The following is an 18,509-nucleotide window of genomic DNA, read 5'->3' on the forward strand; positions in this document are numbered from 1 at the left end:
ATGATTACAAAATACACCTCAGAAATATTTGAAATTCTTCGGAAAGGAAACTTTATTTGCTCTAACAGCCCAAATGAGCAAATTCAGAAATTATACACAGTTTTAGAAAATCCTGATAATTTTGAAGATTTACATGACTATTTTTATCAAATTAAATATGTTTTAGAACAAGGAAACGAATATTTTTATTTTAGTCGTGCTGAAAAAAATGTAGATTTAGATCGAAAGCTAGAAAAAGCTTTTCAGTGGATTGATGTTTTAGATTTTGTAAAAACGTTCGATTCTGCTTTTGATGTTGGGTATCGTTTTTCGCCCTCGGATATTATTAATCAACTAAAAAATAATGCCGATTTAAACACAAAATTAAAAACGCTCAAAAAAATTACATCTGATAAAAAAACGAATCCTGATAGAGTTAAAAAGGTGATTGAAAAATTAGTAAAAGATAATTTTATCACTCTTGAAAATGAAATTACAGAAACCTACAAAGTTTTAACGTCTTTTAACTATTTAAAAGACATCATCACAACTATTAATATTCCTGAAGAAGTAGAAAATGAGATACCTGAATAAAATAGTTTTTATAAACAGTGCTTCTGTAAGTTATGCAGAAATTGAGTTAGATGGAAATGTTCATTTAATTGGCACGCAAGGTGTTGGGAAAAGCACTTTATTGCGTGCAATTTTATTTTTCTACAACGCAAATAAAATAAAATTAGGAATTCCGAGAGAGAAAAAGAGTTTTGACGATTATTATTTTGAATATCAAAACTCCTATATTATCTATGAAATTGTAAAAGATACCATTCCGTATTGCGTATTAGCCTATAAAGTAAACGGCAAAGTTGCGTATCGTTTTTTTGATTCGGAATACAAAAGAGCATTATTTATTGACAATAATAAAGCTTTTGAAAGTTGGGATAAAATTAGAACTGCTTTAGGAAAAGAGATTTATTACACCTCAATAATTTCTAGTTATGAGGAATTTAGAAAAATTATCTATGGCGATAATAAAGGCTTAAAACCTGAATTCAGAAAATATGCTTTAACGGAAAGCAAGCAATATCAAAACATCCCTAGAACGATACAAAATGTATTACTAAATTCTAATTTAGAAGCTAAATTTATAAAGGACACGATTATAAATTCGATCAACGAAGAAGAATTTACTATAGATATTGAAAACTACTCAAAAAGTCATTTACGAGATTTTGAATCTGAAATAAACGATATTAAAATATGGTTTCAAAAGAATAAAAAAGGGCAAATATTGATTAGAAATCAGGCTGATAAAATCATTACCGAATATCGAATTTTTAATTTTTTAAAGCGAGAAAGAAGGGAATTAGCAAATAATTTAGGATTGCGAATGGCTTTTATTGAAAATGAAAAACCGCTGCTGGCAACTAATTTTCAACATCAACATCAACTAGTATCTGAACTTTTTAAAAAGAAAGAAAACTTAACTAAAACGCATCGTAAAAGAGAACAAGACCTTGTTTCTGATATTAAGTACATCCTAAAAGAATTGGCAAAAGCAAAGTTGAAACAAACTGAATACGACAATAAAAATATTAAAGACATCATAAAAAAAGTTGCGAGAAAAGAGAACTTAACAAATGAACATAAAGCTTTAAGCGATGAAAATACATTGCTTACCTCTAATTTTACAAGTATTGCTCAAAAATATGACGCTTTAATTTCTAAAATGGAAATCCAAAAACAAGAGTTTTCAAATACTCAAAATGCAACAATCAATACACTGAATGGTACATTTGGAGAAAATAAAACTTTAGTTCATGAAAATTATCAACAATTAATTCATCAAATTAAAGACGATAATGAAGATGAAAAAGAACTCTATAAAAACGAATTAAACACTGTTATTGAAAATGAAAACCGTTGTAAAAGACAAAGTTCTGAATTAAAACATCAAACCTTTTTTATTGCTGAAATTGAACAATTTAAAGAAGAAATAAAACTGCTAGATGCATCTATAAAAGAATCAAACGCTATTATTTCAAATGCTAACGATAAAATTGTTACTACTAAAACAGCATGGGAATTAGAGGTGCGCAAAGATGAAAATACAACTGAAATTAAAATTGATAAGGAGCGAGAAAACCTAGAAAAAATAGCTCAAAAAATAAAGAATATTGAGACTAAAATAAATCAAAGTACATCTTCTTTATATGGCTGGTTAAATGAAAATATTTCTGGTTGGGAACATACTATCGGTAAAGTAATTGATGAAGATGTGGTGCTTTTTAACACGGAACTGAATCCAAAATTAGTAAATAAAAGTACTTCTACCTTCTTTGGTATCGAATTAAATTTGAATGCGCTTAAAACTCGTATAAAAACAGTCGAAGAATATCATCAAGATATTGAAACTTTAAAAAATGAAAAACTTGTAATTCATAAAATAATTTTGAAAATTAATGAAGATAAAGATACTCATCTTCAAAAATTAAAAAGCAGGTTCAGAAAAATACTAAAAGAATTTAAGGATGCTATTGCAGAAAATAACTACATTATTGTGCAAAGCACTCAAAAATTAAAGGCGCATAAAGTTGGATTAACAGATTGGATTACCAAATCAAAACAAGAAAAGGAAAACAGTTATCAAAAGATAGCGCAAGAGTTAGAAGAAATTGCTTCAAAAAAATTAAAAGCTGTAGAACTTCTAGAGAACATTAAAAAAGGAATCAAAAGAAAAATTACTTTAAAAGAAAATGAACGCAACAAAGAAATAACAAGTTTAGCGCTTTTAAAAGATGATAAAATTCTCGAAATAAATGCCGCAATTTTTGCTAATAAAAAAGTTTCTATTAAACGAATTCAAGAATTAAAAAAACAGCAAACAACCGTATTAGACAACAAAGGTGCAGACACTAAAAGACTGGCTATTATTGATAAAAGATTGAATGAAATTAAAAATGATTTATTATTTATAAATACAAACCAGCGTTTGGTTTTTGATTATGAAAAAGATAAAAGAGAGCTTTTTGATAAAATACCTGAATTTAAAGTAGAAAAAATAAGTCTCGAAAAAAAGCAAATCGCAATCAGCAAAGAACATCTAGCTGAAACAAGAAGTTTAGATAAAAAATACGCAAATCAAAAAGAAATTGTCGGAGAACTTCAATCTAAACTTGATGACTTTGAGAAAGATGAAAACAAGTTTCTAGAATTCAAAAAATCTGACGCTTTTATTGATGTACAACATTATATTTCTAATCCTACTAAAGACAAAAAAAACTTAAAAACAGGAAGTATCATCATTTCTGAAATAACGGAAAACCATTATAAAGGCATTGGGAATTTTAACGATTTACAACAATCTACCAATACTTTTATCGGTAATTTTAATGAAAACAATGTTTTTAACTTTAAAGTAAAATTGAATTCAGATGCAGATTTATTAATTTTTGCAACAGATTTAAAAGAGTTTATCGACGAAGATAAAATCAATCAATATGAAAAAAGAGTCAACCATCGTTTTGCAAGTATTATTCGTTTAATTGGCAGAGAAACGACAGAATTGAATTCTAAAAAAGGCGATATTGAGAAAATTATTAAAAAAATAAATGACGATTTTGTCAATAAAAACTTTGTGGAAGCCATTAAAGAAATGGAAATGCGAACGCAAGCAAGCTCGAATCCTGTTGTTAAGTTATTGATAAAAATTCAAGAATTTAATGACGAACATAGCTTGGTTTTAGGAGAATCAAATCTTTTTACGGCTTCTGATAGCGATTCAAAAAATCAAAAAGCGGTAGATTTACTTAAAGAGTTGGTAAAAGCAATTGATAAATATAAAAACACGACTTTAACACTTTCAGAATCTTTCGATTTACAATTTAGAATTGTAGAAAACGACAACGATTCTGGTTGGGTAGAAAAACTATCGAATGTAGGTAGCGAGGGCACCGATGTTTTGGTTAAAGCGATGATTAATATTTTGCTTTTAAATGTATTTAAAGAGAGCGCATCCAAAAAATTTAAAGATTTTAAATTGCATTGCATGTTAGATGAAATTGGGAGGCTTCACCCAAATAATGTAAAGGGTATTTTAAGATTTGCCAATGAAAGAAACATCCTTTTAATTAATGGATCGCCAATAAGTCAGAATGCAACGGACTACAAATACACCTATAAATTAGCTAAAGAACAAGCTAAAAATGACCCTAAAAGATACATTACAAAAATTAACAGATTAGTCAAAATAACTAGTAAAGTTTTATAATGTATGAAGTTGACTTTAAAAATAGCAAAAATTTTAATTCAGTTGATAAAGGGCAAAACAATTGCGAATAGCACTGCTAAAAGTAAATTGATTGACGATTTAGTCGCGGAAAACATTATTTTTAGAAGCGGAAAACATAAAAAATATTTACAGTTGGTAAATGAAAAGAGTTTGCATATGTATTTGGCAAATCAATTACAAATTAAACACTTAAACAAGTATATTTTAGCTTTAGAAAAAGAAGATTCTAGTCGTGCGGATTTTGTAAAAATCACCACCGATTCTAAAAACTCAAAAGAAAGAACTTTTAAAGGTTTTTTAGTAAACTGTTATCATCCTATAAAAGCAACATTAAATAATAAAGAAATCATCTTACAACCTTCTGACGGAAGTTTTACTTTTATGTATGATTACGAAACTTTTAAAATTCCGCCTCATATAACCGTAATTGGTGTTGAAAATGCTAGTAATTTTAGACACATTCAAGCACAAAAACATTTATTTCGAGATTTGCATCCACTTTTTATATCGCGTTATCCGCAGAGTCAGCATAAAGATTTTATAAAATGGATGCAATCAACTCCTAATACCTATTTACATTTTGGCGATTTTGATATTGCGGGAATTGGTATTTATTTGAATGAATATAAAAAGCATTTATTAGAAAAAGCAACGTTTTTTATCCCTAAAAACATAACAGAAATCCTAAAAGAAAACGGCAATAGAGAACGATTTAATAAGCAAAAATTAAATTTCAAACTAGAAAAAATACAAGAATCTAAAATTTTAGATTTAATTGAAATAATACAATTAGAAAAAAAAGGATTAGATCAAGAATATTTTATTATTTAAAAAAAGCGCAAATGGAAACCAAGAAATGTTTAGAATGTGATGAAACCTTAAAAGGAAGAGTAGACAAAAAGTTTTGTTCTGATTATTGCAGAAATTCTTATAATAATAAGGTAAATAAAGACAGTAAAAACCTCATTAGAAATATTAATAATAGACTTCGAAAAAATTACAAAATTTTATCAGAATTAAACATTTCTGGTAAAACCAAAGTAACAAGAACAAAGTTATATGACCAAGGTTTCGATTTTCAGTTTTTTACATCAATTTATCATACCAAAACCGGCAACACCTATTTTTATATTTACAACGAAGGTTATTTAGCGTTAGAAAATGAGTTGTTTTTATTAATTAGAAAAGAAAAATAAACGCACTCGTTAATGCAGCACACAAACAAATAGTGTTTTACTTCCAGGTATTTCCTTTCACCTTAATTGCAGCTTTTAAAACATCTTTCTGACTTAATTGCCCAATTAATTTGCCATTTTCTATAACAGGAAACCTTCTTCTATGAGAAGAAATAAACTTAAAAGCAGCATCAAAAATATTCATATTCTTATCAATTGTATCTACATCTGTAACCATGTATTTGCCAACCGTGTTATTGGTATCAGAGGGCATATTATAATATTTACTTTCAGAAATGTGTTTAATGCAATCTGTTTCAGAAATAATTCCTATCAATTCATTATTGTCATTAACAACGGGCCCACCAGAAATTTTATAGGTAATTAATTCATTAATTACATGATCTAAAGAATCTTCAGCTTTAAAAGTAATTAAGTTTGTTGTCATATAATCAGACACTAAAATTTGAGATTCTTCTTTTTCTTGTGATGCATCTCTTTTTCCTTGAAAGCTTTTAATTCCCATAATTTAGTTATTTTAAGTAGTCTTCTAATTTACAGAATTTTATCTCTCCTTTTACATCCCCATAAAGTTTTTTTTATTTACTACATTTATAAAAACTTATTCCTTAAATGAAAAGAGTATCTTCTATATTATCTATGCTAATTATTTTAGGCGTTATCTATTGGAGTTTTTCTGATTTAACACCTCCTTTACCAAAAGAAAAAACCACCTTAAACACAGATTTTTCTTTAGAAAATGCATTGCATCATCTAAAAAATATTAGCCAAAAAGCGCATTACGTGGGCTCTGAAGAACATAAAAATGTTCAAAATTATATTGTAAAAGAATTACAAAAATTAGGCTTTGAAACTGAAATACAAACTGAAACTGCCTTTCAAAAGAAATGGTTTTCTGCCACCACCACAGAGAATATTTTGGCGCGTTTGCCAGGTTCTGAAAACGGAAAAGCGTTAATGTTATTAACACATTACGACTCAAATATGCATTCATCTTTAGGTGCCAGTGATGCGGGTTCTGGCGTTGTAACTATTTTAGAGGGAATTAGAGCGTATTTAGCAAAAAATGAAACTCCTAAAAATGACTTGATCATCTTAATTTCTGATGCAGAGGAGATAGGTTTATTGGGTGCACAAGCTTTTGTTAACGAACATTCTTGGACAGCTGATATTGGTTTAGTTTTAAATTTTGAGGCTAGAGGAAGCGGCGGACCTAGTTATATGTTAATGGAAACCAATGGAAAAAACAGTAAATTATTAACAGAATTTTTAGCTACTCAACCAAACTTTCCTGCAGCAAACTCTTTAATGTACAGCGTTTATAAAAAATTACCCAACGATACAGATTTAACGGTTTTTAGAGAAGATGCAGACATTAACGGGTTTAATTTTGCATTTATTGGGGATCACTTCGATTATCATACAGCCCAAGATTCTTATGAACGTTTAGACAGAGAAACGCTTTTACATCAAGCAGACTACCTAACAACTTCGCTTAATTATTTTGCCAATTCTGATTTAGAAAATCTAAATTCTGATGAAGATTTTGTGTATATTAATTTTCCTTTTACAAACTTGCTTACCTATCCTTTTTCTTACGTAAACACCATGTTTATTATTGCTAGTATTCTATTTCTAGTGTTACTTTTCTTCGGATTTTCTCTAAATAGAATCACTATAAAAGGTGTTTTTATAGGCTTTGTTCCTTTTCTAATTTCTATAATTTTGTGTGGTGGCATTTCTTTTTATGGTTGGAAATTGCTACAAATTATACATCCAGCCTACGTAGATATTTTACAGGGTTTTACCTACAATGGCTATGTATATATTACTGCTTTTGTTTTCTTAAACCTTTGGGTTTTGTTAAAAACCTACAAATACTTTAAAAAACAAGATAAAACAACAGATTTACTCGTTGCTCCTATTTTTATTTGGCTACTAGTTAATGCCCTAATTTGTATTTATTTAAAAGGGTCTGGTTTTTTTATCATTCCGGTTTTTGCTGCCTTACTCATTTTAGCAATCGCTATTTTTATGAATTTACAAGACCGGTCTAAACGCATTCTTTTTACTATTTTATCTATTCCTACAATTTACATGTTTGCTCCCTTAATTAAAATGTTTCCTGTTGGTTTAGGTTTAAAAAATCTTTTTATAAGTGGAATTATAATTGCCCTAATTTTTGGATTGATGATTCTAACCTTTGATCATAAAAAATCGAATTGGATCTTAAAGTTTTGTGGCTTTTTTAGTATTATTTTCTTTGGATATGCGACCTATACAAGTGGTTTTTCTATCGATCATAAAAAACCAAATAGCCTTGTGTATATTCAAAATCCTGATGATCAAACAGCTTTCTTTGCAACTTATAATACCACTTTTGATGCTTATACAGCACAAATTTTTAAGGATACAATCACTAAAGGTAGCATTTCAAATGCAGAGACTAAAAGTAAATACAATACTACTTTTAAGCATTACCAACAAACCGAATATAAAAACATTATTTCTTCTGCTATCAGTATCGAAATGGATACTATTATTGAACGTAAACGATTTTTAGAACTTGTGATCACTCCGAAAAGAAAAGTAAATAAATTAGAGTTTATAACTAAAAATCCGCTGACTCTAAACCAATTTAAAATAAATGATGCGCTTGTACTAAACGGTAAAAGTTATACCGTTGATAAAGGAACTTTTTTATCCTATACAATTGCCAATACTGATGATGAGCTTACACTTTCGTTTACTGTTGATGCCCATCAACCATTAGATATTATTTTAAATGAAATTTCTTATGACTTATTAACAAATCCTAATTTTTCAATTAATCCGAGATCTGAAGAAATGATGCCGATGCCCTTTGTAACGAATGACGCTATCATTATCAGTAAAAAATTACCATTTTAGACTTGAACAGTATTTTACGGCGCACAAAAAATATTCTTGAAAAACCAGTTTTCTGAAGGTGTACTTTGACTTATTTTTATGAAACTAACTATTTAACGGTATAAAATTGTCAAAAAATAAAAACTCAAAATATCTTTTGAGCTTGTTACTGAAAGCTAGTATCCTATTAAAAAATTTTCTACAGGCTTAAATTGACATCCATTAGAAGAATTAGTATTAGAAAAAATGAAATCTAAAATTAGAGTAATACGTATAATAACGATATTGATTTAAGCGAAAGCATAATCATCCAACATAAAAAAAAAGCGTTCTGAAGATTCAGAACGCTTTTCAATATCTATTTAATACACTACTGTTATTTTATTTCAGTAACACGTAATGTATTTACCATTCCTTTAGACTCTGCGGGCATAGAAGCAAGATTAATTACTAAATCTCCTGTCGTTACAAAACCTTTCTCTTTGGCTATTCTATTGATGTCTTCTACAGTGTCATCTGTAGAAAAATTCTTGTCATAATAGTACGCTCTTACCCCCCAAAGAAGATTCAGTTTTCCTAAAATTCTTTTGTCTGTAGAGAATGCTAAAACATGTGTTCTTGGTCTCCAAGCAGAAATTTGAAATGCTGTATACCCACTGTTTGTTAACGTACAAATAGCAGAAGCGTCTGTATGATTTGCCATCATTGCTGCATGATGACAAATAGATTTTGTTATAAATCTATTGGTTCTAATATGAGGTGCCTCTTGTGGTACCTTAATCATTCTAGAGTTTTCTACACTTTTAATAATTTCAGACATTTTCTGAATCACTTTAAGAGGATGTTTACCCACAGAAGTTTCTCCAGAAAGCATTACTGCATCTGCCCCATCCATAATAGAATTGGCAACATCGTTTACCTCTGCTCTTGTTGGTACAGGATTATCGATCATTGTTTCCATCATTTGAGTAGCAATAATTACAGGAATTCTTGCTCTTTTAGCGCGTCTCACTAATTTTTTCTGAATTAACGGTACGTCTTGCATTGGTATTTCTACTCCTAAATCTCCACGAGCAACCATTAATCCATCACAATAAGGAATCAGTGCATCTAAATTTTTAACCGCTTCTGGCTTTTCTATTTTTGCAATGATAGGAACTCTATAGTCTGAATGTTCTGCAATTAAATCTCGCAACATTCTTAAATCATCGGGTGTTCTTACAAAAGATAAGGCCATCCAATCTACATTTAAACCTAATGCAAACACCGCATCTTCTTTGTCTTTTTTAGTTAAAGCAGGCAAAGAAATTGCTGTATTTGGTAAGTTTACTCCTTTTTTAGACTTTAACGCACCACCAACAACAACATTTACAACAACTTCATTTTCTTTGTTTGTAGAAACTACTTCGAACATTAGTTTACCATCATCAACCAAAATGTGTTCCCCTACTTTTACGTCTTTAGGAAAACGTTTGTAGGTCATAAAAGCTTTTTCTTTGGTACCAATACACTTTTCTGTTGTAAATTTAAACGTGTCGCCATCATTTAAAACAACGCCATCTTCCATTACCCCAACACGTAATTTTGGGCCTTGTAAATCAGCTAAAATTGCGATGTTAAATCCGTTCTCATCATTAATTTCTCTAATGATTCTTACTTTATTTTTAACATCTTCATAATCTGCATGAGAAAAGTTAATTCTAAAAACATTAACCCCGTTTCTTGCTAACTCTGTTAAAATTTCTTTACTATCTATTGCAGGCCCTAGCGTTGCAACTATCTTTGTTTTGTTATTATTTGGCATATTTTAAAATATTAAAAAATCTTTCGATTTTAATGTATCCTTATCAATTGAATAAGAAGTAATTACTTGATCTATTGTTTTGATTTTATTTACAGTTTCTACAACAAGACTGTATGGTACGTTTCCAGAAATTTTAATAAAAAAATCTACTTTTTTCTTTTCTGGTATTAAGTACGTTTTTGTTTCTGATATTAATTGCAGTTGGCTTACTGCTGTCTGATTTTCTCTTTTTGAGCTATTTGCCAATAAAAACCATTCAAAATCATAATTTTCATTTGAATAGTTAAATAAAGAGAAAGAAGTTGTTTCAGGCATTTTCTCAAAGCTTAAATCTTCTTTAGACTTACAAAAAAGAGTTCCTAAATTTTTATTTAATAAATACGCTAATTTATAATCTTCTAATGTGGTATGAATTCCTATTAAAGAATACTCTTCTTCACATAAAACATCTAAACCTAACGAATGAATTTGCATAAATAGTAATTAGCTTTTGCTCCATATTTTAAATGCTAAATTACTAATAGTTTATGAGCTTTACAGAGATATTAACGAAAACGTTATCGTAGTTAACTAACTGAAATTTCGCTTTGAAAGGCGTAATACACTCTTTTAGAGGCTTGTTCTTCTGCCTTTTTTTTAGACGTTGCGCGTCCTTTTGCTATTTGTTCTCCGTCTATACTTATCTTAACGCTAAAGTGCTTTATGAGCTCGTTACCAGAATCTTCATAGGTATCAAACTTGTACTTTTTCTTTTGTTTCTGGCACCATTCTATGATCAATCCTTTGTAACTTGTTATTTTTCCTTCAAGCTTTTCGATATCTACATAAGGAACAATTACGTTTTCAAAAATAAATTTTTGCGAAAAATTATAGCCTTTATCTAAATAAATAGCGCCTACTAAAGCTTCAAAAATATTGCCGTGAATATTATCGCCAACATTAGCCTGGTCTACATTGCTATTTATAAAACGTATTAAATTTAAATCTTTGCCAAGCTCATTTAAATGCTCTCTACTTACAATTTTAGAGCGCATTTGCGTAAGATAACCTTCTGAACCTGCTGGTACTTTTTTATATAAGTAAGAAGCAATTACAGAACCTAAAATAGAATCGCCTAAAAACTCTAAACGTTCGTAATTAATAGGATTTCCGTAATCATCTAACATTTGCACAGATCTGTGCGTAAATGCTTTTTTATATTTATTAATGCTTTTAGGAGAAAAGTTAAGTAGTTTTTTTAGTTCGTAATATAACACCTTATCTTCATCTGAATGCGGGTTAACGATTTTACGAATAAAGTTCATATTTTACTCCTCTAATTTTCTGAAGGCCACACAAGCATTATGACCCCCAAAACCAAACGTATTACTAATAGCTACTTTGATTTCTCTTTTTTGAGCCTTATTTAGTGTAAGGTTTAATGCTGGGTTAATATTCTCATCTATCACTGTATGGTTTATTGTTGGCGGAACGATACTGTGTTTCATTGCCAAAATAGACGCAATAGATTCTATAGCACCCGCTGCACCCAATAAATGCCCTGTCATCGATTTTGTAGAATTAATATTGATGTTTTTAGCATGATCGCCAAAAACTTCAGAAATTGCTTTTAATTCGGCAACATCACCTAAAGGCGTAGAAGTACCATGTGTATTGATATGATCTACATCTTCTGGTTTAATACCTGAATTTTCTAAACAGTTTTTCATCACTGCAATAACACCTAAACCTTCTGGATGTGGCGCTGTCATGTGGTAAGCATCTGAAGACATACCGCCTCCAATTACCTCTGCATAAATCTTTGCCCCTCTTGCTTTGGCATGTTCATAATCTTCTAAAATGATTGCACCTGCGCCCTCGCCTAAAACAAAACCATCACGTTCTGCATCAAAAGGTCTTGAAGCAGTTTCGGGAGATTCGTTTCTCGTTGATAAAGCATGCATTGCATTAAAACCACCAACACCAGCAAAAGCGATTGCAGCTTCAGAGCCACCCGTTACAATAACATCGCAATATCCTAATCTTATATAATTTAACGCATCTATCATTGCATTTGCAGAAGATGCACATGCAGAAACAGTTGTATAATTTGGTCCCATAAATCCGTTTTTGATGGAAATATTTCCAGGAGCAATATCTGCAATCATTTTTGGGATAAAGAAAGGGTTAAATCTTGGTGTTCCGTCTCCAGCCTGAAAATTCATTGCTTCATTCTGAAAGGTTTCTAATCCACCAATTCCTGCTCCCCAAATTACGCCAACGCGAAATTTGTTAATTTTGTCTAAATCTAAACCAGCATCTAAAATTGCTTCATCAGAAGCTACCATAGCGTACTGCGTAAATCTATCCATTTTACGCGCCTCTTTCCTGTCCATAAAGTCAGTAGCGGTAAAACCCTTTAATTCACATGCAAAACGAGTTTTGAACTTGGCAGCATCAAAGTAAGTGATAGGTGCTGCCCCGCTAACTCCGTTAACTAAAGCGTTCCAATATTCTTCAATATTATTACCAATTGGCGTTAATGCGCCAAGTCCAGTGACTACAACTCGTTTTAATTGCATATAAATATTACTTTTTTGCTTCTTCAATATAGCTAACTGCCTGACCAACTGTTCCGATGTTTTCGGCTTGATCATCTGGAATTTGAATATCGAATTCTTTTTCGAATTCCATAATCAACTCAACAGTATCTAAAGAATCTGCTCCTAAATCGTTTGTGAAGCTAGCTTCTGTGGTTACTTCGTTATCGTCTACGCCTAATTTGTCTACGATAATAGCTTTTACTCTTGATGCAATGTCTGACATAATTTCTGTTTTTTTAAAATTTAAATCGGGGCAAAAATACGAATCTTATTAATTCTAACTAACTTTTGTTCCGAAAATGATGACGAAAGATAATTAAAAATGTTTAATCCCTTTTAATAATCACCCGTTTTCTTAATTATTATTCTTTTTTTTGTACTCTAGAAATATAGGTTATGAAGCGTATTGTTATTTTTGCTTCTGGTTCTGGATCGAACGCAGAAAACATTATTAAATTTTTTAGTCAAACTACAACTACTAAAGTTACTCAAGTGCTGTGCAACAATGAACACGCCAAAGTATTTGAAAGATGTAAACAATTAAAAATTAATTGTTTACACTTTAATAAAACAGAATTTTCTACAACAGATATGGTTTTAAATATCTTAAAAAACAACGCAGATTTTATTGTTTTAGCTGGTTTTTTATGGAAAATTCCGCAGAAAATTATTGATGCTTTTCCGAATAAAATCATCAATATACACCCCGCATTATTGCCAAAATATGGCGGAAAAGGAATGTACGGAATGCATGTTCACAAAGCTGTAAAAGAAAATAAAGAAATAGAAACTGGCATCACAATTCATTATGTAAATGCTAATTATGACGAAGGTGCGATCATTTTTCAAGCTAAAACGGCGTTAAATGATGAGGATACCAAAGAAACAATAGCTAAAAAGATTCATATTTTAGAACAACGCCACTTTCCTAGCGTTATTGAAGGTATAATTTTAGAGAGAGAAATGCAGTAAATAAAATTAATTGTGTAAAAAATAGCCATAAATGCAAAATATTTTCTGCTTTATTTCTAAAATTTTATTTTAGTGATAAAAATATAAGGAATTTTAAAATAAGCAAAATCATTTACAAAGAACTCTAAATTTTATAGACGCAGTCGCATTTGAAAAAAAAGAATGTATTTGCCAAGTAATTATAACTATCCATGAGTAAGAAAAAGTTTTATGTTGTTTGGAACGGAAGAAAAACAGGTGTTTTTACTTCTTGGAATGTCTGTAAAAAACAAATCACTGGTTTTGAAAGCGCAGAATACAAGTCTTTTGCCAATTTAGACGAAGCGGAAATTGCCATCACTAAAAAATACGCAGATTATGTAGGAAAAAACACTAAAAAACCTACGTTATCATCTACAGAAAAAGCAACATACGGAACACCAAATTTAGAAAGTATTTCTGTGGATGCCGCTTGCGCTGGCAATCCTGGGAAAATGGAATATAGAGGTGTTTTAACACATAATAAACAGCAAATTTTTATCAAAGGTCCTTTTAAAAGAGGTACCAATAATATTGGAGAATTTTTAGCTTTGGTACACGGAATCGCTTTATTAAAAAGCAAAAACCAACACAATCTTCCTATTTATTCAGATTCTAAAATTGCCATAAGTTGGATTCGTCAGAAAAAATGCAAAACAAATTTATCTTTTAATGATGAAAATAATGATTTATTAGAGTTGATAAAAAGAGCTGAAAACTGGCTAAAAGAAAATACCTTTAAAAATCCTATTTTGAAATGGGAAACCAAAGCTTGGGGAGAAATTCCTGCGGATTTTGGGAGGAAGTAAAGCCCATCCCAACCTTCCCGGAGGGAAGGAGTTAGCTTGTTTGTGGAAATTTACTTAATTTAAATTTGTTTCACTTATATTAACTGAATTTACAAATTATTATCTATGAGAACAAATAAGAATTGTATTAAAAAACAACATTTATTGTTGGCAATATTGCTATTGTTTCTATACCATTTAACGAATAATATAGTTTTGCATTTGCACCTGCTCTAACATAATCATTTAATTGAAAAAAGTAACCTGTTGCTATAAAAAGCCCTAGATTATCACTCCTATTTTCATCATTAAAAAGTATAGCATAATTTTCAGCATTGTCTATAAAAAAATCTGGCATATTTATATAATCAAAGAAATAAAAGATACCCATATTAAAATTAAGATTGTTAGAAAATTCGGTTCTAAAATGCACATCTACATAATCTTTTTGATGAATATTTCTATAATTATCTAAAACCAAAAAAGTGTCTGTATTTAGTAAAGCTCCTTGGTTTAGATTCATGGAATGTTGTTGTCTTGAAAAACCAACACCCAAATATTTATTTTCAGCAATTTTATAATCTAAATTTATATCAATAAAACTTCCTGTAGTTGGTATTTCTAAATTGATAAAATCATCAAAAGAATTTGTATAATCTATAATTGATAACCCGTAAGAAAAGTTAACGGATAATTTAGATTCCTTTTCTTGAGAAAATAAAGCATAAGTAACCAGTAAGAGTAGTAAAAGCGTATATTTTTTCATAATTTAAAATTGTTTTCCTAGTGTAATACCTAGATTATAATTGGTTGTTATAAGAGGAGCATTAACTAATGCAGCCTCACTTATTATTGGCCTATGTAGATTGGCAACAAGGCCAAGTGTATATTTTTTTTGAATAGCATAACTAAAACGCAAACCAATAGTAGTAAAAAAAGATTTTTCACTTTCTTTACGAATAGAACTATCAAATTCGGTTATTTCTCCAGTATCCTGAATAAAACCAAATCTACTTAAAGTAAAAATTTCTGAATTAGAAAATTGATATCCTAAACCTCCAAAAAAGGAAAAAAAGAAATTATCAGTATTTATAAATGTATAATGAACTTTAGTCCCAAAAGCAACATAATTAATTTTTGACCATAATGTGTTTTCTCTAATACTAGCTGTTGTTTGATTTTTTATAAATTTATCTAAACTTAATGGATTATCTAAAAAACTTGGTAAATTATTACTTTGTGCATACTCTAAATACCCTTCAAAACTAAAACTTTTAAAGGTTTTATGAAGGTAATGTGTACCAATAGAAAAATTTTTTTTATTTATCCATTTATCCTCGAAAGTTGGTTTCCCTACTGATAAAAATAGTTCTTGCTTGTTTTGGGCTTGATAAAAACTAAAAGTCAATAATAGTAAAATAACTATAATTTTTTTCATATTTTTTTTATTTAAAACATCAGGATTTTAATCCTGATGTTTTTATTTTTAATCTGTTAAATCTGTGTAGTAGTGTTCTAAATAATAATCAATAACACCAATTTTTTTAATATTATAGTTTATACCATCGAATAATTCTTGTCTCCCTGTAATACCAGGGCCAGTAATTGTGGATAAAACCTGTCTTCTAGATAATTCTACATTCGCTCTAAATTTTGCATTACCCACAGATATTTTAACTTTACCCTCACCACTTATTTCTGCACTCGGAACTATCCCTTTTATAGGATCAATTTTAAATCCAGATTTTCCTTTTAATTCATAAGAAGCATCTGTTGAAAAATGATGGATTGAAAAAACAGCCATAGATTGTGTATTTTCTGACATATTCCAGTCTGGATCTAATTGAAAATTAAGATTTAACCATCTTAACTTTCTTTTTAAAAATTTTCTTTTAATACTAATATAACCTAATTCATAATCAAATGTACCTGCAGTAATACTACCATCGGAGTTTTGTTTTATATCACTACCATCACTTGTAGCTCTAAAGAATTTTAATTTTTGACGAGTACCACCAAAGCCCATATAGCTAGTTCCATTAACTTTTATTCTAGGTATATTTGTACTTATAATATCTGTTTCAGGTATTTCATTGTGATTTACACTATAGGTTAATAAAACAGGACCAACAGGTAAAGGATCTGGTACAAAATTAGATTCTTTTAACTCTACATAACTACACAGTTTTGCAGGAACTCCTATTTGGTCATTAAGATCACAAGGTTCTATTTTCCCTACAACAAAAACTGGATTATCATCTAAATAATCATTATCAATAACACTTGTATAAGATACCTCTTCATTATCAACAGTATAATTCCAAGAAATATTAGTATCAACTAATTCTAAAGGATTAAATGTAACACCAAATTCATTTATTGATTTATCATCATCTTCAAATTCTGGATCATAAGGAAAATAGATCTGAAGATTTTCGTCTTCTAAAAGATTTACTAAACTTTTTGAAGAACTTGAAGCAGAATTGGTTTTCGCAGATGTTTTAGATTTAATTAAATTACCAATAGTAGAAAATTCTTCTTTGTTTTTCTCGTAAGTTTTTGTAAAAGCTTCTTTAAAATTATATGTAATAGATTTTTGTTTGTATTTTTTTTGTAAACTGCTTTCTTTTTTTCTTAATCCTTTATTATCTCCAAAAAGAAGTCCAAAACTTATAATTTGTTGATCTTCATCTAAATCTTTAGCTTTTAAGATTTCTTTTAAATGATTCAACGCATTTACGTCTGTTAAAGTTTTTCCCAACAATTTAGATGTTTCTTTCAATAAAATTTGTTGGTCAGTTAAATCGCTATTTATAGGTTCTAAAGTTATTTCATCTTCTTTAGAACAGCCTACTATAAGGATTAGTAATAATAATTTGTAAATATAATTTTTCATATTTAATCTGTTTTTAAGGTGTACTTGACATTTATCTATCATCAAGTACTTTAAAATTTTGTTTTTTTTGGATGTTTTATTTTAAGAAAAAATTACCAAAACCTTTCAGAAAACCTTTCAGAAAAAATATTACTTTTGTGATACTTCCTCTGTTTGTCGTTGTTTATTTTACATAAGCATTTGTTTTAGGTTATACATTTATTTGCAAAATTTTTATATTCCTTATTAACTCAATCAGAGGTTTTTATTTTACTTTATTTTTATAATTTATAATACTATAACAATATGCTTTAGCTTTTAACTAAAGCTAAAATTGATAAATAAATAAGAGAAGTGCTGAAATTTTAAAACTCTATTTCAGGGGGACTTCAGTTTTTATGAACTATTGAAAAGAATTTTCAGTAGGTTTTCTCAAATGTAAAAAAAAAAAAAATGAATTATGCAAGTTTTTTAAATATTATTACTTTAATTAAAAAATAATTTATCTATTCTTTAAATTATATGCTATATTAATCTCATTTTAGTGTAGAATTATCAAAAAAAATAATTCCCTAATCTTAAAATTGGAAACGAAAACTTGGGGAGAAAATAAGTAGGTAGTTTACAACAGCAGTATTTAGTTAACCACAGATTTAAAACTAATTCTATCAACTTAAATTGAGACTGAAAACTACTACTACCAACTTTAAAGATTATACCCAATACTTAACATCACAATTCTTGGTAAAATAAAAGTTTTACGATCTGAAATTAAAAAGTCTGAAAAACTGTTGCTTTGTTTAAATTGTGCATTAAACATATTTTGAGCAGTAATTTTATAACTCAAGGCAGAATTTTCGCCTTTGTAAGATAAAGTTGCATTGGCAATTTCGTAGGTGTTTTTTTGACCTAATGTTTTATTTTGATACTTACTTTGTCTATAATCTTAACTCCGCAGGTCTCAATTCAAAAGAAACGGAAAGTCCTGTAAAAATAGTAGTTACAAGACTTTTCCATCTCAATAATTTTCACCAACTTGGGTGAAAACCCTGACAGGTGAAAATTACAACAACTACAGAAAATATTAGTGCTTACGGCGGATTAAATTTTATATC

General features: G+C 29.2%; 17 protein-coding genes. 7 read left to right on the plus strand and 10 right to left on the minus strand.

Translation table 11 applies throughout. The features are described 5' to 3' along the window. Genes ES044_RS11900 through ES044_RS11915 form a run of 4 tightly spaced genes read left to right on the plus strand, consistent with a single transcriptional unit; the run spans window position 1 to window position 5,466 of the window. Window positions 1–573 (plus strand): condensin complex protein MksE, encoded by a 573-nt coding sequence (locus ES044_RS11900; protein WP_147118044.1) that lies wholly within the window; start codon window positions 1–3, stop codon window positions 571–573. Beyond that, window positions 557–4,249: an ATP-binding protein gene (locus ES044_RS11905; protein ID WP_147118045.1), complete on the plus strand. Its 3,693-nt coding sequence runs from the start codon at window positions 557–559 to the stop codon at window positions 4,247–4,249. The genes ES044_RS11900 and ES044_RS11905 overlap by 17 nt, the downstream gene beginning before the upstream one ends. A 3-nt stretch (window positions 4,250–4,252) precedes the next feature. Then, on the plus strand, window positions 4,253–5,101 hold the full coding sequence (locus tag ES044_RS11910; protein WP_147118046.1) for a hypothetical protein: 849 nt from the start codon (window positions 4,253–4,255) through the stop codon (window positions 5,099–5,101). An 11-nt stretch (window positions 5,102–5,112) separates the two neighbouring features. Then, the gene (locus ES044_RS11915; RefSeq protein WP_147118047.1) at window positions 5,113–5,466 is read left to right on the plus strand and encodes a hypothetical protein; all 354 of its coding nucleotides are present in this window, start codon (window positions 5,113–5,115) and stop codon (window positions 5,464–5,466) included. Window positions 5,467–5,503: 37 nt separating this feature from the next. Here the strand turns inward: ES044_RS11915 and ES044_RS11920 are convergent, their stop codons facing one another. Next, the gene (locus tag ES044_RS11920; protein WP_147118048.1) at window positions 5,504–5,971 is read right to left on the minus strand and encodes a CBS domain-containing protein; all 468 of its coding nucleotides are present in this window, start codon (window positions 5,969–5,971) and stop codon (window positions 5,504–5,506) included. Between the two features lie 107 nt (window positions 5,972–6,078). On the opposite strand from ES044_RS11920, the gene ES044_RS11925 reads away from it, so the two are divergent. Continuing rightward, window positions 6,079–8,376, plus strand: a complete 2,298-nt coding sequence (locus ES044_RS11925; protein WP_147118049.1) for a M28 family peptidase — start codon at window positions 6,079–6,081, stop codon at window positions 8,374–8,376. A 355-nt stretch (window positions 8,377–8,731) separates the two neighbouring features. Here the strand turns inward: ES044_RS11925 and pyk are convergent, their stop codons facing one another. The 5 genes from pyk to ES044_RS11950 all read right to left on the minus strand — a co-directional run bounded on the left by pyk (window position 8,732) and on the right by ES044_RS11950 (window position 12,964). Further along, window positions 8,732–10,159, minus strand: coding sequence for a pyruvate kinase (gene pyk, locus ES044_RS11930; RefSeq protein ID WP_147118050.1), 1,428 nt, complete (start codon window positions 10,157–10,159; stop codon window positions 8,732–8,734). 3 nt (window positions 10,160–10,162) lie between these two features. Further along, window positions 10,163–10,633 carry an IPExxxVDY family protein gene (locus tag ES044_RS11935; RefSeq protein WP_147118051.1) on the minus strand — a complete coding sequence of 157 codons (471 nt, stop codon included), beginning with the start codon at window positions 10,631–10,633 and terminating at the stop codon, window positions 10,163–10,165. Window positions 10,634–10,725: 92 nt separating this feature from the next. Continuing rightward, a complete protein-coding gene (rnc, locus tag ES044_RS11940; protein ID WP_147118052.1) occupies window positions 10,726–11,463 on the minus strand; it encodes a ribonuclease III in 738 nt (245 codons plus the stop codon). Between the two features lie 3 nt (window positions 11,464–11,466). Next, a complete protein-coding gene (gene fabF / locus ES044_RS11945) occupies window positions 11,467–12,720 on the minus strand; it encodes a beta-ketoacyl-ACP synthase II (RefSeq protein WP_147118053.1) in 1,254 nt (417 codons plus the stop codon). Window positions 12,721–12,727: 7 nt separating this feature from the next. Beyond that, window positions 12,728–12,964, minus strand: a complete 237-nt coding sequence (locus ES044_RS11950) for an acyl carrier protein (protein WP_004569249.1) — start codon at window positions 12,962–12,964, stop codon at window positions 12,728–12,730. A 173-nt stretch (window positions 12,965–13,137) separates the two neighbouring features. On the opposite strand from ES044_RS11950, the gene ES044_RS11955 reads away from it, so the two are divergent. Further along, window positions 13,138–13,713, plus strand: a complete 576-nt coding sequence (locus ES044_RS11955; protein ID WP_147118054.1) for a phosphoribosylglycinamide formyltransferase — start codon at window positions 13,138–13,140, stop codon at window positions 13,711–13,713. A 191-nt stretch (window positions 13,714–13,904) separates the two neighbouring features. After that, window positions 13,905–14,540 (plus strand): viroplasmin family protein, encoded by a 636-nt coding sequence (locus ES044_RS11960; RefSeq protein ID WP_147118055.1) that lies wholly within the window; start codon window positions 13,905–13,907, stop codon window positions 14,538–14,540. Between the two features lie 127 nt (window positions 14,541–14,667). Here ES044_RS11960 and ES044_RS11965 read toward each other — a convergent pair whose 3' ends face one another. From ES044_RS11965 to ES044_RS18935, 4 genes are all read right to left on the minus strand, one after another. Next, window positions 14,668–15,285, minus strand: coding sequence for a hypothetical protein (locus tag ES044_RS11965; RefSeq protein ID WP_147118056.1), 618 nt, complete (start codon window positions 15,283–15,285; stop codon window positions 14,668–14,670). A gap of 3 nt (window positions 15,286–15,288) precedes the next feature. Continuing rightward, complete coding sequence (locus tag ES044_RS11970; RefSeq protein ID WP_147118057.1) at window positions 15,289–15,957, minus strand: hypothetical protein; 669 nt, start codon at window positions 15,955–15,957, stop codon at window positions 15,289–15,291. A gap of 48 nt (window positions 15,958–16,005) precedes the next feature. Then, entirely contained in the window at window positions 16,006–17,415 is a 1,410-nt protein-coding gene (locus ES044_RS11975) for a hypothetical protein (RefSeq protein WP_147118058.1), read from the minus strand. A 685-nt stretch (window positions 17,416–18,100) separates the two neighbouring features. Then, window positions 18,101–18,241, minus strand: coding sequence for a hypothetical protein (locus tag ES044_RS18935; RefSeq protein ID WP_223269110.1), 141 nt, complete (start codon window positions 18,239–18,241; stop codon window positions 18,101–18,103). Window positions 18,242–18,509 lie beyond the last annotated feature (268 nt).

Source organism: Polaribacter sp. IC066, assembly GCF_007997085.1.
GTDB lineage: Bacteria > Bacteroidota > Bacteroidia > Flavobacteriales > Flavobacteriaceae > Polaribacter.